The organism is Saccharothrix sp., from assembly GCF_031180885.1.
Taxonomy (GTDB): domain Bacteria; phylum Actinomycetota; class Actinomycetes; order Mycobacteriales; family Pseudonocardiaceae; genus Actinosynnema.
In genome coordinates this window covers 20,552-35,863 of sequence record NZ_JAPSLK010000017.1, presented here as the reverse complement: position 1 = coordinate 35,863, position 15,312 = coordinate 20,552, and the positions used below count along the sequence as shown (strand labels likewise).

Annotated in this window: 15 protein-coding genes; 3 read left to right on the top strand and 12 right to left on the bottom strand. The window is 71.6% G+C overall.

Translation table 11 applies throughout. The features are described from left to right. Window positions 1-45: 45 nt before the first annotated feature. The 7 genes from RIN75_RS20880 to RIN75_RS20850 form a co-directional block, all read right to left on the bottom strand. Entirely contained in the window at window positions 46-1,338 is a 1,293-nt protein-coding gene (locus RIN75_RS20880) for an MFS transporter (RefSeq protein WP_309113660.1), read from the bottom strand. Beyond that, a complete protein-coding gene (locus tag RIN75_RS20875; RefSeq protein ID WP_309113659.1) occupies window positions 1,335-1,868 on the bottom strand; it encodes an NADPH-dependent FMN reductase in 534 nt (177 codons plus the stop codon). Before RIN75_RS20875 ends, RIN75_RS20880 begins: the two co-directional genes overlap by 4 nt. A 65-nt stretch (window positions 1,869-1,933) precedes the next feature. Beyond that, window positions 1,934-4,768, bottom strand: a complete 2,835-nt coding sequence (locus tag RIN75_RS20870; RefSeq protein WP_309113658.1) for an AAA family ATPase — start codon at window positions 4,766-4,768, stop codon at window positions 1,934-1,936. A 172-nt stretch (window positions 4,769-4,940) separates the two neighbouring features. Beyond that, complete coding sequence (locus tag RIN75_RS20865; RefSeq protein WP_309113657.1) at window positions 4,941-5,123, bottom strand: hypothetical protein; 183 nt, start codon at window positions 5,121-5,123, stop codon at window positions 4,941-4,943. A gap of 33 nt (window positions 5,124-5,156) precedes the next feature. Further along, window positions 5,157-5,291 (bottom strand): hypothetical protein, encoded by a 135-nt coding sequence (locus tag RIN75_RS20860; RefSeq protein WP_309113656.1) that lies wholly within the window; start codon window positions 5,289-5,291, stop codon window positions 5,157-5,159. A gap of 302 nt (window positions 5,292-5,593) precedes the next feature. Then, a complete protein-coding gene (locus RIN75_RS20855) occupies window positions 5,594-6,808 on the bottom strand; it encodes an MFS transporter (protein WP_309113655.1) in 1,215 nt (404 codons plus the stop codon). A 70-nt stretch (window positions 6,809-6,878) separates the two neighbouring features. Then, on the bottom strand, window positions 6,879-7,589 hold the full coding sequence (locus tag RIN75_RS20850; protein ID WP_309113654.1) for an EcsC family protein: 711 nt from the start codon (window positions 7,587-7,589) through the stop codon (window positions 6,879-6,881). A 48-nt stretch (window positions 7,590-7,637) separates the two neighbouring features. Here RIN75_RS20850 and RIN75_RS20845 point away from each other — a divergent pair, with 48 nt between their 5' ends. Beyond that, window positions 7,638-8,723 carry a Vms1/Ankzf1 family peptidyl-tRNA hydrolase gene (locus tag RIN75_RS20845; RefSeq protein WP_309113653.1) on the top strand — a complete coding sequence of 362 codons (1,086 nt, stop codon included), beginning with the start codon at window positions 7,638-7,640 and terminating at the stop codon, window positions 8,721-8,723. Between the two features lie 86 nt (window positions 8,724-8,809). Here RIN75_RS20845 and RIN75_RS20840 read toward each other — a convergent pair whose 3' ends face one another. The 4 genes from RIN75_RS20840 to RIN75_RS20825 form a co-directional block, all read right to left on the bottom strand. Then, window positions 8,810-9,661 carry an amino acid ABC transporter permease gene (locus tag RIN75_RS20840; RefSeq protein WP_309113652.1) on the bottom strand — a complete coding sequence of 284 codons (852 nt, stop codon included), beginning with the start codon at window positions 9,659-9,661 and terminating at the stop codon, window positions 8,810-8,812. Continuing rightward, window positions 9,658-10,332: an amino acid ABC transporter permease gene (locus RIN75_RS20835; protein WP_309113651.1), complete on the bottom strand. Its 675-nt coding sequence runs from the start codon at window positions 10,330-10,332 to the stop codon at window positions 9,658-9,660. Before RIN75_RS20835 ends, RIN75_RS20840 begins: the two co-directional genes overlap by 4 nt. 73 nt (window positions 10,333-10,405) lie before the next feature. Further along, window positions 10,406-11,293 carry a glutamate ABC transporter substrate-binding protein gene (locus RIN75_RS20830; RefSeq protein ID WP_309113650.1) on the bottom strand — a complete coding sequence of 296 codons (888 nt, stop codon included), beginning with the start codon at window positions 11,291-11,293 and terminating at the stop codon, window positions 10,406-10,408. Window positions 11,294-11,361: 68 nt separating this feature from the next. After that, window positions 11,362-12,090 carry an amino acid ABC transporter ATP-binding protein gene (locus RIN75_RS20825; RefSeq protein WP_309113778.1) on the bottom strand — a complete coding sequence of 243 codons (729 nt, stop codon included), beginning with the start codon at window positions 12,088-12,090 and terminating at the stop codon, window positions 11,362-11,364. A 163-nt stretch (window positions 12,091-12,253) separates the two neighbouring features. Here RIN75_RS20825 and RIN75_RS20820 point away from each other — a divergent pair, with 163 nt between their 5' ends. Then, window positions 12,254-12,928, top strand: a complete 675-nt coding sequence (locus tag RIN75_RS20820; RefSeq protein WP_309113649.1) for a response regulator transcription factor — start codon at window positions 12,254-12,256, stop codon at window positions 12,926-12,928. 1 nt (window position 12,929) lies between these two features. Then, entirely contained in the window at window positions 12,930-14,306 is a 1,377-nt protein-coding gene (locus RIN75_RS20815; RefSeq protein ID WP_309113648.1) for a HAMP domain-containing sensor histidine kinase, read from the top strand. Here the strand turns inward: RIN75_RS20815 and RIN75_RS20810 are convergent. Continuing rightward, the gene (locus RIN75_RS20810; protein ID WP_309113647.1) at window positions 14,303-15,262 is read right to left on the bottom strand and encodes a TAXI family TRAP transporter solute-binding subunit; all 960 of its coding nucleotides are present in this window, start codon (window positions 15,260-15,262) and stop codon (window positions 14,303-14,305) included. The two genes, RIN75_RS20815 and RIN75_RS20810, sit on opposite strands and share 4 nt — an antisense overlap. Window positions 15,263-15,312: the final 50 nt, after the last annotated feature.

Here is a 15,312-nt window from a genome sequence, read left to right as displayed (position 1 = left end):
GGCGCCTCCCTGATCCGAGCCAGATCCGGTGCTACCCACCTCAGGCTAGTTCGCCCGGCGCTCGAACGGCAGATCATCCGCCCGATGGGACCACCGCAGTTGTGCGGCCGACGCGGTGATACCCAGTGCCGTGACCACCAGCAACGCCACGACCGTGGGGGTGAACACGCCGATCGCCGCGCCGAGGGCCGGTCCGGCCGAGAACCCCAGGGTGCGCAGCAGCGAGGTCAGGCCGCCGGACGTGCCGACCAGGTCCGGCGGGGTCTCGGCGAGGATCGCGGCGGCGTTCGGGCCGGCGAACAGGCCGTGGCCGACGCCGAGCACGGCCAGCCGCCAGACCAGGTCCGCGGTCGGGGTCGCGGCGTCCACGGGCAGCAGGAGAACGGTGCCGATCATGGCGACGACCGAGCCGACCGCCGCCACCGGGACCGCGCCGAACCGGTCCGCGAGCACGCCCGCGAGCGGCGAGAACACCGCCATGCCCGCCGACATCGACAGCACCGCCAAGCCGATGACGACCGCCGGCCGGTCGGCGATCAGGTAGGGCACGACGAAGTTCAGCGCCGCGATGCCGACGATGATCAACGGCATCGACGTCAGCGCCAGGCTCAGCCGGGGCCTGCGCAGCATGTCCCGCACCGGACGCGCCTCCGGCAGCCGCAGCCACACCACGAGCGCGACCACAGCCACCGGCAGCAGGTACACGTGCACGAACAACGCCGTCGCCCCGACACCGACGACCGCCGCCTCCAGCAGCAAGCGCTTGCCCGGCCACGGCAGCCCCAAGTCCGAGCGCGGGATCGTCCGCAACCCGACCAGCGCGGCCACCAGCACCACCGGCACGTTGATCAGGAACACCGACCGCCACCCGAACGCGTCGGTCAGCACCCCGCCCAGCGCCGGCCCCGCCACCCCGCTCAACGGGATCAGCGTCAGCACCAGGCTCATCGCCCGCCCCCGGTGCCGCGGGAGGACCGCCGCGCCGATCACCGGCATCGTCACCGCCCCGATCAACGCGCTGAACAGGCCCTGCACCGCCCGACCCGCGAGCACCAGCCCGGCGGTCGGGGCCAGCGCGATCGCCAGGCTCGCCACGCCGAAGCCGATGACGGAAAGCAGGTACGCGGGCCGGTGCCCCACCCGGTCCAGCCACCGGCCGGCCGGGATGCTCAGCGCGACCATCGGCAGGTTGTAGGCGTGCAGGACCCACTGGGTCACGGTCGGCCCCGCGCCCAGGTCCTCCCCCATCACCGGCAGCGCCACCACCACGGCGGTCAGGTCCAGCGCCGCGAGCACCACCGACAGCGCCACCGCCAGCACGGCGCCCCAGCGGGTCACGCGGGCACCAGCGCCTTGAGCAGGTCGGCGAGCGCGGAGCGCAGGTCGTGGTCGAGCAGCCGGCCGTGCTCGTCGAACCGGCGGAACGCGTCCCCGACGGCGACCTGGCCGGGCAGCACCCGGGCACCGGCGGTGGCCAGGACGCGGCGGGCGTCGGCCTGCGCGGACACCGCGCCGAGCGGACCGGGGCTCGCGCCGACGACGGCGACGGGCTTGCCGGTCAGCACACCTGCGCCGTAGGGCCGGGACGCCCAGTCCAGCGCGTTCTTCAGCTGACCGGGCAGGGAGTTGTTGTACTCGGGGGTCGAGATGAGCACCGCGTGCGCCTCGGCGACGGCCTTGCGCAGGCCCGCGACCGCCTCGCCGGGCGCTTCCTCGGCGTCCTCGTCGAACGGGGGCACGGTGGCCAGGTCGTCCCACACCACCAGTTCGGCGCCGGGTGGCAGCTCGTGCCGGGCGGCGGCCAGCAGCCTGCGGTTGAACGACTGGCCGCGCAGGCTGCCCGCGATGCCCAGGATCGTGATCGTCATGCCCACGACGGTCGGTCTAAGGCCCGTGTCGGCACATCGGGCGGCAGCCCTATGCGAAGAGGCCCTTATTCGAAGAGGCCCAGCCGGTGTGCGGTGGCGGCGGCCTCGACGCGGTTGGCCACGCCCAGCTTGCCGAGGATGTTCGACACGTGCACGCTCGCCGTCTTCGCCGAGATGAACAGGCGTTCGGCGATCTCCCGGTTGGCCAGGCCGTCGGTGACCAGGCGCAGGACCTCCACCTCGCGGGCGGTCAGGCCGAAGCTGGTGCGCTTGGCGGTGCCTTCGCCGGTGAGGGTGACGTGGGCGCGGCGGGCGAGGTCGGCGGCGCGGGCGCGGAGGGGTGCGGCTTGGAGCGCGTCGGCGAGCTGCACGGCTCGGCGCAGGTCGTCGGCGCGGGCTTTCGGGTTTTCGGCGGCGTGCTCGACGAGGGTGGAGGCGAGGTGGAAGGGCTGGTTGAGGTCTTCCCAGGCGGGGATCGCCTCGGGTGAGCCGTGGAAGGTGAGCGACCAGGCGCGCTGCACCGGACCCACCACCGGCAGCTCCGGCGCTACGCGCGGCGGCCCGCCCCCGACGTCGCGGCCCGGCGGCACGCCCGCAGCATCGCGACGCGGCTGCACGCTCGCGGCATCGCGGGTCGGTGGCTCGCTCCCGGCGTCGGCTCCACCCTCGGCTCCACCCTCGGCTCCACCCTCGGCTCCGGCGTCGCGGGCCGGCCTCCGGCCCCCGGTTCCATTGTCCCATGGGGGTGCGACAATTCCGGCTCGGCGGGCGATCACCAGCAGGGGCCAGGCGAAGCGGGACGCGTGGGCCAGGTGGGGCAGGTCCAGGGCTGGCAGCAGGACCTCGGCGGGGTCGTGGCCTTGGGCTCGGCGGACTTCGGCGTCCAGGCGGGCCAAGAGGAGGGGGTCTTGGCTGAAGCCTGAACCGACCAGGTCGCGTGCCCTGGCGACAGCCCATGCCGCGTGGTCGGGGTCGCCGCGGTGGAGGGTCACGTAACCCTTGAGGCACAACAGGTGGGCGTGGTGGTTCGGGGGTGGGGCGTGGTCGAGGGCGTGGTCGATGCATTCGACGGCCTCGTCCCACTTGCCGCCGCCGACTTGGGCCATGGCCAGCGCGACCGCGTGTTCTACGCCGGCCGATCGGGCCAGGCCCAGTTCGCGGGCGGTCTGGAGGCCGTGTCGGGCCAACTCCTCCGCCCGGTCCAGTCTGCCGAACGCCTCGGACAGGGACGACTCCCAGCGCAATGCGCGGAGCCGAATCTGGTGGGCGGCAACGGATTCTGCGATTGCGGCGGCTGTGGCCAGGCGTGGTAGCTGGGCGTCGAGGTCGCCTTCGCGGGCGTCCAGGACGGCGAGGGTGATCAAGGCCGCGGCTTCGGACGGGTCGTCACCGGCGTGGTGGGAAGCGCCCAGGGCCTGTTCGGCGGCGGCGCGGGCCTCGTCCGGCGCGGGGACCTCCATCAGGCGGTCGGCCAGGGAGTTGAGCAGGTAGCCGCGGATCGCGTGACCTTCGGGAACGGTGTCGACGGCGCGGCGGTGGTCGTCCAATGCCTCGGGGCGGCCCAGGCGGGCCAGCATTCGGGCCCGTTGCTCTAGCACCGCCGCGTAACGGATGCGTTCGGCGTCGATGTCCAGGGATGCCAGGAGTTCCGTGGTCAGCTCGACGCCCCGGGAGTCCTCGCCGGCCCGCCACGCGGCCTCGCCCGCGTTCTCCAGCACGGTGCTCCGGTCGACGTCCAAGTGCCCGGCGTGGTCCCACAGGTCGAGCACACGTTCCAGCATGGCCAGCTGTTCGGCGTAGGCGAGGGCACGTCGAGCGGTGTCGGCTGCGCGCCATGCGGCTTCGACGGCACCGGTCAGGTCACCGGCGGCGTGGCGGTGGTGGGTCAGTTCGGCGGCGGCGTCCTCGGGCAGGGCTTGGGCGTAGCGGGCGTGGAGGTCGACCCGTTCGCCGGGCAGGAGGTCCGCGCACACGGCGTCGCGGATCAGGGCGTGTCGGAACGCGTACCCGTCGCCGTCCACGACCAGCACACCACCGTCCACAGTGGACCTGATGGCCGTGGTGTCGACAACGCGGCTGAGCACCGCATGAGAGACGCGTGCGCCACCGACTGCCGCCGCGCGCACGATCGCCACAGCGTCCGGGCCGAGGCGATCCACCCGACCCAGCAGCAACTCGGCCAGCGACCGCCCGTCGGACCCGTCCAGCAGGGCCTCCACGAACAGCGGATTGCCCGCGCTGCGCCGGAAAACCGCGCGCGCGAACTCGGGATCGGGCTCACTGCCCAGGATCTCCCGCAACTGCTGCCGGACGTCCCGCGCCGACAACCGCCCCAACTCGACCGAACGCACCCACGGCACCCGGCCGAGTTCGGCCAGCACAGCGCGCAGCGGACGACTGGTCTCGTCGGTCCGGTGGGTCACCACGATCAACGACCGCGGCACCGCGCGCTGGTTGCGCACCAGGAAGTCCAGCAGGTCGCGGCTGGACCGGTCGGCCCAGTGGGCGTCCTCGACCACCAGGACAACGGGCTGCTGCTCGGACAACCGGGCCAACAGCGCCAACACGCCCTCGAACAACCGAGGACGCGCCTCGTCACCCGGACGTGGTTCCAGCCCCGGCACCAGGGACGCAAGATCGGCACGTTCCCGGTCGGTCAACGCCACCCCGCGCAGAGCGGCGACGAACGGCGCGAACGGCAGCCCGTCCAGTTCGACGCACCCGCCGACCAGCACGCGCGCGTCCAGCCCGGCGACGAACTCCGCCACCAGCCGCGACTTCCCGACCCCGGCCTCACCGCCGACGAGCACGGTCGCGGGCACGTCGGCGAACGCGTCACCCAGCCGCGTGAACTCCTCGGCCCGGCCGACGAGAACCGGACTCACCCGCTGTGCGCTCATGACGCCACGAGCCTAGACGAATTCCGCGCACCCCAAAGGAAACGGACAAATGCGGGCACACCGCCGGCACCGCGTGATGAGCGCGGTGCCGGCGGTGCCGAATGGCCGGCCGCCGGGAACTGTCGGTCCCCGATGCGACAATGGACACCGGGGGCCGGAGGCCGCGGGGCGCTCAGCCGCCGTTGCGGCGGAAGAGCCTGCGCCCGACGAAGTTCGCCTGGTGCGGCCGGCCGGGGATCTTGTTCACGCCCGTGTTCTTCTGGGCGTGGCCGCGCCGTTCGCGGCGGTTCGGGACGTACTCCGGCTCCTGCTCGGGCTGTTCGCCCTCGGCCGGTACGTCGTTCTGCTCGATCATCGGACCCCTCCTCAGGTGTGGCGTTGTCGCTGGTCAGCGACGCCGCATGGCGTACTGGCGCGGGTTGGCGACGACGCGTCCCCCGCCGAAGCGCGGCTGGGCCGCGCCCTTGGCACGACGGGCCTTGCGGTTGGTCGGCAAACCGTCGTGGGGTTGTTCGTTGCGCATGGTGGGCATACGACCGCCTCTCTGCTGAATTGCGCCGCCTTCGGCGTCGCGGCGAGGCCGCCTGAAAGTCGGCTCGTCGGCCCGCCGTTCCCACCGATCGAAGAACGTGATCGGCGGGAACGGCAGCCCGACAAGCCGCCGCGGCCTCGCATTCGAGGGGGTGAAGAGCAGACGACCGAAAGGGTCGTCACAGAGCCGCTAGGGCCACCAGAGAAGAGCGCTCGGCACGGGCACAGAGCCTCGCGTGCGGCGCGGAGGAGGAGAATCCTCAGAGGTAGATCTGGAAGAACATGTCGATGACGTTAGCGCGTCCCGTCCACGGATGCCAAGGACTTTTCCGAGCGATCAAGATCACCGGGCGCCGAGGCAACGCGCACCGCCGGCCCCATCGCCGGCGCGGCGGCCAGGAACAGCCCACCCAGCGCGAGCCACCCCCACGCGCCACCACCCAACACCAACGTGGTCAGCAGCAGCGGCCCGACGGTCCGCGCCACGGCCGTGCCGGTCCCGTAGAACCCTTGGTACTGCCCCTGTTTGTCCGCCGGCGCGAGCCCGAACCCGATCTCCCACGACCCCGCGCCGTGGAACATCTCCCCCACCACCTGCACGGCCGCCGCGACCACCAGCACCGCCACCGCCACCCACGCACCGCGCCCCTCGGACAGCGCGAACACCCCGCACGACACCAGCAGCAGCACACCGCCGCGCCGCACCGAACGCACCGCCGTCCGCAGGTCCGTGACACCGCGCGCCAACCGCACCTGCCCCACCACGACCGCACCGGTGTTGAGCACGAACAGCGCGCCGACCACCCACGCGGGCGCCTCCGTCCGCTGCACGATCCACAGTGGAATGACCAGGCTGAGCATCGGCATGTACAGCAGGATGATCGCGTTCAACAGCGCCACCACCGCGTACGGCCGGTCCCGCAGCACCCCGGCCCGCTTCGGCCCGGACACCCGAACCACGACCTCCGGCAGACCCAGCAGCACCAGCGCGGCGACCAGGAACCCGGCGGCGTCCACCGCGAACACGGTGAGGTACGCCGCCGGCGTGTCCAGGTGCAGCGCGACCGCGCCCAGCCCGGCCCCGACCGCGAGCCCCGCGTTGAGCACCGACTGCAGCGCCGCCCGCACCCGCACCCGCCGCTCCGGCTCGACCAGCCCCGCCAACAGCGCCTGCCGCGCGGCCTGCAACCCGCTCTGCCCGGACGTGTAGAGGCACGCCGCCGCCAGGAACGCCGGCCACGACCGCACCACCGGGAACAACGCCAACGCCCCCGCCGTCACCACGGCCAGCGCGACCGCGATCCGCCGCGCCCCGAACCGGTCCGCGAGCTGCCCCAGCGGGACGCCGGCCACCGCGCCGACCGCCCAGGCCAGCGTCAACGCGAACCCGACCTCCGCCACCGACAACCCGACGACCCGCGTGAAGAACAGCGCCGACGACGCGTAGAACGCGCCGCCCCCCACCGAGTTGACCGCCTGCGCCAGCGCGAGCCGCTTCGTCGCCCCCATGGCGGTTACGCTATTCGGGTGATTGGCCCAGGTGAAGGGCCACGATCGACCCGAGATCTCGGGCCAATCGTCACTCCAGCTCGGCGCGCCGCTCCTCGACGATCTCGCCTTCCACGACCTGCCCGTCCACCACGAACGGCACCTCGGCGCGCTCGGCGAAGAACCGCCGCGCGAAGCCGCCCACCGCCCGCGTGGTCACCGCGTCGAACCCGCCGCCGATCACGCCACCCACCAGGGGGACGCCCTTGGCCAGCGTGATCACGCCCTTGGACGTGCCGTACTTGGCCAGCAGCGTGAAGCCGACCCGCTTGTTGATCTCCCGGATCAGCTGCGCCGGGATTCGCTCGATCAGGTTCATGGTGAGCTTCGCGCCCACCTTGATGCCCGCCTTCTTCAGCACCTCGGTGCCGGCGTTGCCCAGCAGGCACACCAGGATCGCCGTGCGCACCTCCTCGCTCTCCAGGTCGTGCCCGTAGACGGCGGCGATGGAGGCGATCAGGTGCGTCTGCACCAGGTAGGCGGCGGCGACGTTGGCGGGCAGCGTGACCGGGAGGGTGATCAGCCCGCCGATGTTGGTGGCGAACCCCTGGATGCCCGCGGCGGTGACGTGCGTGCGGATCAGGTTGCGCACCGCCTCGTCCCTGGTCAGCCCGCGGTCCAGCAGGTCGGACGCCATGGTGTGCGCGCTCTTGAACGGGCCGAAGCCCTCGATGCCGACCCTCAGCAGGTGGTCCACCGCTCCTTGCTGGGCCTTCGCCAGCGCACCGGGTTCGTCGGCCATGGCACCGAGGTTACGCGGTGGCACAGCGGGTAGCCGACACCCATGGACATGTCCACCTTGGGAGAGGTGGTCCGGGAGCGCGGACCGTTCGCGTCGGTCTACCTGGACGCCTCGCACGACACGGAGGACGCGGCCAAGGCGCTGGAACTTCGGTGGCGCGGGCTGCGCGACGACCTGGCGCGACAGGGTGCGGACGAGGACACCATGCGCGCGATGGACACGGCGGCCCTGGAACCCGCCGTGGGCAAGGCCGGCCGGGCCCTCATCGCGGCCCACGGCGAACTCCTGCTCAACGAACCCCTGCCCCGACCGCCGGCCGCCGACTCGGCCCGCTGGTCCCGCCGCCCGAACCTGCTGCCGCTGGCCAGCCTGCACGAACCGCAGGTGCCGCACGTCGTGGTGGTGGCCGACCGCGCCGGCGCCGACCTGCACGCCCACGACGGCCGGGTCGAGACGTCGACCGAGGTCCGCGGCGAACAGCACCCGCTGCACAAGGTCGGCGGCGGCGGCTGGTCCCACAAACGCCTCCAGAACACCGTCGAGGAAACCGCCCAGCGCAACGCCGCCCGCGTGGCCGAGGCGGCGGAGACCCTGGTCGACGGCCTGAACGCCCCGCTGCTCATCCTGGGCGGCGAAGTCCAGGCCCGCGCCATGATCCGCGAGGAGCTGAGCCAGCGGTGCCGGGACGTCCTGGTCGAGGTCGAGGGCGCCAGCCTGTCCGGCGGCACCGACGACGAGGCGTTCGACGCGGCCGTGCAGTCCCTGGTCGCCCAACACCGCTACACGCGGGAACACGACGTCGTCGAGCGCTTCACCGCCGAAGCCGGCCGCGACGGAGGTCTGGCGGTGCAGGGCATGGAGCAGGTGGTGGCGGCGCTGCGCGAGGCCAACGTGGCCGCGCTCCTGGTCGCCAACCGAACCCCGCTGGGCGACCGGATGGTGTTCGCCGGCGACGACCCGGCCCAGGTGGCCACCCGCGAGTCCGACCTGCGCGCGCTCGGCGTCGACCACGTCGAACAACAGCCGGCCGACGAGGTCCTGACCGTGGCCGCGAGCGCCACCGGCGCGGAGGTGGTCATCACCGACGAGGCCAAGCTCTGGGAAGGCGTCGGCGCACTCCTGCGCCACACCTGACCCGCACAGCACGACGCCGCCCGCGCTCGACGGGAGCGCGGGCGGCGTCGGGTGTTCCCAGGCGGGTTGCTCCCAGGCGGCTGTTCCTAAACGGCCGCCGCCACCACGTCCTCGGCCGGCTTGGCCTCCAGCTCCAGCACCTTCTTGCTGCGGCGGTTGCGCTTCTCCAGGTAGTTCGCGAACCACGTCAGCAGCAGGCACATCGCGATGTAGATCGCCGCCACCACGATCGTGATCGGCACCAGCGGACGGCCGAACTCGAAGATGCCGCCCAAGTAGCGCGCCTGGTAGAGCAGCTCCTCGTAGGTGATGAGGAAGCCCAGCGCCGAGTCCTTCAGCAGCACCACCAGCTGGCTGATGATGGCCGGCATCATCGCCCGCACCGCCTGCGGCAGCAGCACCAGCGTCATCACCTGGGTCTTGCGCATGCCCACCGCGTACGCGGCCTCGCTCTGGCCACGCGGCAGCGACAGCACACCCGCGCGGAAGACCTCCGCGAGCACCGAGCCGTTGTAGAGGGTCAGGCCCGCCACCACGGAGTAGAACGGCGCGCCCAGGCCGATGCCGTAGTGGAAGATGAAGATCAGCACGACCAGCGGGACCGCGCGGAACAGCTCGACGACCGCCATCGCCGGCACCCGCACGACCTTGTGGTCGGACAGCTGGCCGGCGGCGAAGATCGCGCCGAACACCATGGCCAGCACGGCTCCCACGAGGAACGCGCGGACGGTGTTCCACAGCGCGTCCAGCAGGGTCGTCTGGACGTTCTTGTACTGCAACCACTCCCACTTGGCGGCGTCGAACTGGCCGCTGGCGGCGAACCGGTAGACCACGAAACCGATGCCCGCGACCAGGACCGCGATGCCGATCGCCGCGTAGAGGCGGTAGCGCATCCGGGCCTTCGGACCGGGGATGTCGAAGAGGACCGAGGCGCTCATCGGGCGATGCTCCACCGCTTCTCGAGGCTGCGTTGCAACAGGGTCATGGGGATCACGAGGATGATGAAGAACAGCGCCACCCAGAGCAGGCCGATCAGCTGGTTCTCGCCGCGCTCGGACAGGTTCAGGCTGATCGAGCCGGACTGGAACACCGAGAAGCCGGCCGCGATCGTGGTGTTCTTCAGCAACGCGATCATCGTGCTCATCATCGGCGGCACGACCGCGCGGGTCGCCTGCGGCAGCACGATCGAGCCGAGCATCTGGCCGAACGTCAGGCCCAGCGCGCGGGACGCCTCGGCCTGGCCCACCGGCACGGTGTTGATGCCCGAGCGCACGACCTCGCACACGAACGCGGAGGTGTACAGCGTGAGCGAGACGAGCGCGAAGGTGAAGTAGTAGGCGGCGGCCGAGCCGCCGAAGTCCGCCGCGTCCACGATCTTGAGCAGCGGGAACGCGAAGGCGAAGAAGAAGAACACCAGCGTCAGCGGGGTGTTGCGCAGGATCGTGACGTACAGGGTGCCCGCCGCGCGGAAGATGGGGACCGGCGAGACGCGCAGCATCGCCAGGATCGTGCCCAACACCAGTGATCCCGCCGCGGCGATCAGGAACAGCTCAATGGTGTTGAGGAACCCCGGCCCGTACAGGTCGAGGTTGTCGAGCAGGACGTCCATCGTCTTCCTCGGCTAGTGGGGGTCGGGGGCGTGGCCGCCCCGCCGCGGACGGGCGGGGCGACCACCGAAGGGATCAGTACCGCTCGAGCACCGGCTTGGTGGCCGGCGAGCCCGACTTGCCGAGGGTCGCGTTGTAGATGCTCTCCCACTGGCCGCCGGTGATGGCCTCTTCGAGGATGTCGTTCACCTTGTCCCGCAGGGCCTTGTCGTCCTTGGCCAGGCCGATGCCGTAGGGCTCCTTGGAGAACGGCTTGCCGACGACCTTGAACACGTCGGGCTGCTGCGCCGCGTAGCCCTTGAGGATCGCGTCGTCGGTCGTGACGGCGTCGACCGCGCCCTGCTCCAGCTGCTGCACGCACTGCGAGTAGTTCTGCAGCTCGACGATGTTCGACGCCTCGGTCAGGCCCTCGTTCTTGACCTTCTGGATCGGCGTCGAGCCGGTGACCGAGCAGACCTTCTTGCCCTTGAGGGTCTCCGGGCCGGTGATCGAGTTGTCGGTCTTCTTCACCAGCAGGTCCTGGCCGGCGGTGAAGTACGGGCCGGCGAACGAGACCTGCTGCTTGCGCTTGTCGTTGATGGTGTACGTGCCGACGTAGTAGTCGACGTCACCGTTGATCAGCGCCTGCTCGCGACCGGCGGAGGCGATCGCCTTGTACTCGATCTTGTCGTCGCCGTAGCCCAGCTTGGCCGCGACGAGCTTCGCGATCTCGACGTCGAAGCCGCTGTACTTGCCGCTGGTCGGGTCCTTGTAGCCCAGACCCGGCTGGTCCTCCTTGACGCCGATGACGACCTTGCCGCGGGCCTGGATCTTCTTGAACGTCTCCGAGCCGTCCACCTTCACGTCGGTGGCGACCTGCTGCGTCGGGGCCGGGGTCGACCCGCCCGGGGTCCCCTCCTTGCCGCACGCGGTCAGGGCGAGGCCGCCGGCCAGCAGCGCCACCGCAAGGGTGCGAACCCTCATCGTCTTTCTCCTGCTCTTCGTCGGGGTCTGGCGGCGCCAGGCTTTTCAGCGCCGCGGTCAGCGGGACTTCAGTGGGTCAGGATCTTGCCAAGGAAGTCCTTCGCGCGGTTGGACTTCGGCGCCGAGAAGAAGTCCTCGGGCGTCGAGTCCTCGACGACCTCGCCGTCGGCCATGAAGATCACCCGGTCCGCGGCCTTGCGGGCGAAGCCCATCTCGTGGGTGACCACGAGCATGGTCATGCCCTCGCGGGCCAGGGTCGTCATGACGTCGAGCACCTCCTGGACCATCTCCGGGTCCAGCGCGGAGGTCGGCTCGTCGAACAGCATCACCTTGGGCTTCATCGCCAGGGCACGGGCGATCGCCGCCCGCTGCTGCTGCCCACCCGACAGCTGGGCGGGGAACTTCTCCGCCTGGTTCGCGATGCCGACCCGCTCCAGCAGCTCCATGGCCGTCTTGCGGGCCTGCGCCGACGGGGTCTTGCGCACCTTGACCGGCGCGAGCATCACGTTGTCGACGATGCTCTTGTGCGCGAACAGGTTGAACGACTGGAAGACCATGCCGACATCCGCGCGCAGGCGCGCCAGCTCCTTGCCCTCCGCGGGCAGCGGCTGGCCGTCGACCTCGATGGTGCCGGAGTTGATCGGTTCGAGGCGGTTGATCGTGCGGCACAGGGTCGACTTGCCCGAGCCGGACGGCCCCAGCACGACGACGACCTGGCCCTTGGGCACCTCGAGGTTGACCTGCTTGAGCACGTGGAGAGGCCCGAAGAACTTGTCCACGCCCGCCATCCGGATCATCGGCGGAGCAGGTGTGGGGGCGGTCATCAGATCCTCCAGTCGGGGCTCGGAGAGCGATGGCGGGAAACCTAGGTGTGAATCACCACACCAGTCCAGGCGGTTGAGCAAGACTTAGGGTCTCAACTCTGTCACAGGCAGGCGACAATAACTCGGGAGGACGCCGGTGCGCGTGCTGTTGGTCGAAGACGACGACCGCGTGGCAGAAGCGCTGGTCCCGGCGCTGACACGGCGGGGTTTCACAGTAGACCGACAGGCTACCGGTCGGGGGACGCTAGACCGGTTGGCCGGTATCGACGTCGTGTTGCTGGACCTCGGTCTGCCGGATATCGACGGCGTCACTCTCTGCCGCAATATCCGGGCGGCGAGTGACGTCGCCATCATCGTCGTGTCGGCCCGCGGGGAAATCGACGACCGAATCCTGGGGTTGCACGCCGGCGCGGACGATTACCTGGTCAAACCCTACGACGTGGGTGAACTCGTGGCCCGCGTGCACGCGGTGCGACGGCGGCGCGGCGACCCGGTCGGGGTCGGCGGGACCGGCACCGAGGTGTTCGAGGTGGCCGACGTGCGGGTCGACCTCGCCCGGCACGAGGTCACCGTGGCGGGTGAACCGGTGGCGCTGTCCCGCAAGGAGTTCCAGGTGCTCGCGCTGGTCATGGCCGCGGGCGGCGCGGTGTGCACCCGGGAGCGCATCCTGGCCGAGGTGTGGGGCCGGACGTGGGCGGGGGCGAACCGGACGCTGGACGTCCACGTGGCGACCCTGCGCACCAAGCTCGGCCGGCCGTCGCTGCTGGAGACCGTGCGCGGCGTCGGCTACCGGCTGTCGGAGACCGGCTGACATGCGGTCGCGGCTGCTCGGGATCGTCCTCACCCTGGTGGTGCTGGTGCTGGTCGGCATGGGCGTGCCGCTCGGGCGCGGGGTCGCGGCGACCGAGCAGCAGGAGATGTTCCTGGACCGGCTGACCGACACGGCCCGCTTCGCCTCGGTCGCGCAGCGTCCCCTGATCGACGACCAGCCGACCGTGATGGAACGGGAACTCGTTCGTTACCAAGAGCTGTACGGGATCAAGGTGGCGCTGCTGGACCGGTCGGGCGCGGTGGTGGCCGCGTCCGGGCCGGTGGACGTGTCCCCGGACGGGGTGCGGGAGCTGGTGGACAGCGCGCTGGCGGGCCGGCAGCCGACCGCGCCCGCGCTGTTCATGCCGTGGGACCACACCGAGCTGGTGCTGGCCGAGCCGGTGCTGGCCGACGGCGAGGTGCGGGGCGCGATCGTCACCTTCTCCCCCACCGACAAGACCCGCCGCGAGGTCGCCCTGTGGTGGTCGGTGCTGCTGGTGGCCAGCCTGCTGGTGCTCGCGCTGGGCGTGTTCGCGGCCCTGCCGCTGGTGCGCTGGACGCTGCGGCCGGTGCGCGCGCTGGACGACGCCACCGGCAAGCTGCTGGCCTCGGTGGTGTCCGGGCGGGCGGTGGAACCGGTGGGGTCCGCGTCCGGCCCACCCGAGCTGCGGCAGCTGTCCCGGTCGTTCGACCAGATGGCGGCGAACGTGTCCGACGTGCTCGCCGCGCAGCGGGCGTTCGTCGCCGACGCCTCGCACCAGCTGCGCAACCCCTTGACCGCGTTGAAACTGCGGCTGTCCAACCTGGAGGGGCACGTCGACGGCGAGGCCGAGGTGCACCAGGCGGCCGCGCTGGACGAGGCCGACCGGCTCAACCGAATCCTGGACGAGCTGCTGGCCATGGCCCGCGCCGCCGCGCCCTCGGTGGACCCGCTGCCGGTGGACGTCGACCAGGCCGTCGCCGGTCGGCTCTCGGCGTGGAACGCCGCCGCCGCGGCCCGCTCGGTGCACCTGGTGCTCGACGGCGAGCGCGGCGGGCGCGCCCTGGCCCCGCCGCGCGGCGTGGAGGCGGTGCTGGACGCCCTGCTGGACAACGCGCTGAAGTTCACCCCCGACGACACCCTGATCCGGGTGGACGTGCGGCGGCGGGACGGGGTCGTGCGGCTGTCGGTGCAGGACGAGGGGCCGGGGCTGTCGCCGGAGGAGCTGGAGCGGGCGACCGACCGGTTCTGGCGGTCCCCGGCGCACCAGAACATCCAGGGCTCGGGCCTGGGGCTGGCGATCGTGCGGCAGATCGTGGAGCGGGTGGACGGGTCGGTGGAGCTGTCCCTGCCGGAGGTGGGCGGGCTGCGGGTGACCGTCACCTTCCCCGCCGTCTAGACCTTCACGTCCCGGTAGTAGCGCATCGCGCCCGGGTGCAGCGGGATCGGGGTGGTCTCGATCGCCGATCTGACCTCTATCGACCGGGCCACCGGGCTCGCCGCGACCATCGCGCCCTGCGCCTGGAACAGGCCCCTGAGCAGCGCTTCCGCCACGTCGTCCGACATCGTGTCGTTGACCAGCAGGAAGTTGCGCACCACCAGGGTGGTGACCGGCTTGGTGACCGGGCCGCCGGGCAGCTCGTAGGCCGACGCGGGCAGGGTGGCCGAGCCGTAGACGGGGTACTGGGCGCGCAGCCGCGGCAGGACGTCGCTCAGGTCCAGCATCCGGATCTTGACCGTGGTGGCGAGCGTGCGCACGCCCGTGGTGGGGACGCCGCCGGACCAGAAGAACGCGTCCAGCGAGCCGTCGCGCATGGCGTCTGTGGTGGCGTTGAGGTCGAGGTACTGGGGCTTCAGGTCGGTGGTCGGCGACATGCCGGCGGACTGGAGCAGCCGTTCGGCGATGAGCAGCACGCCGGAGTCCTTCGCGCCCAGCGAGACGCGCAGGCCCTTGAGGTCGGTGAGCCTGGTGGCCGGGATGTCGTCGCGCACCACGACCTGGAGGTAGTCGTCGTGCATCCGGGCCAGCGCGGAGATCCGGTGGCCCTTCGCCTGGTTGTAGGCCAGTTCCGCCGCGTCGGCCGCCGAGAACCCCACCTGGGCGGTGTTGGCGCCGAGCCGTTCGAGGTTGTCCACCGAACCGGCGGTGACGACGACCTGGGGGTGCGGGATGCCGGGGTCGCGGGTCCACGAGTCGGCCAGCGCGCCGCTGAGCCGGTGGTAGACGCCCGAGTCGCTGCCCGCCGCCATGGTGAGCTTGACGTGGTCGAACTCGTCGCCGCACGCGGTCAGCGACAGCGTGGCCAGGGCCAGCACGGCCCCGGCCGCCTGCACCCGCAGCAGCACTCCCGACACCCGCGCATCGTCCCACGTCCACGCTCTACCCTGGACCCGACGGAAGGATG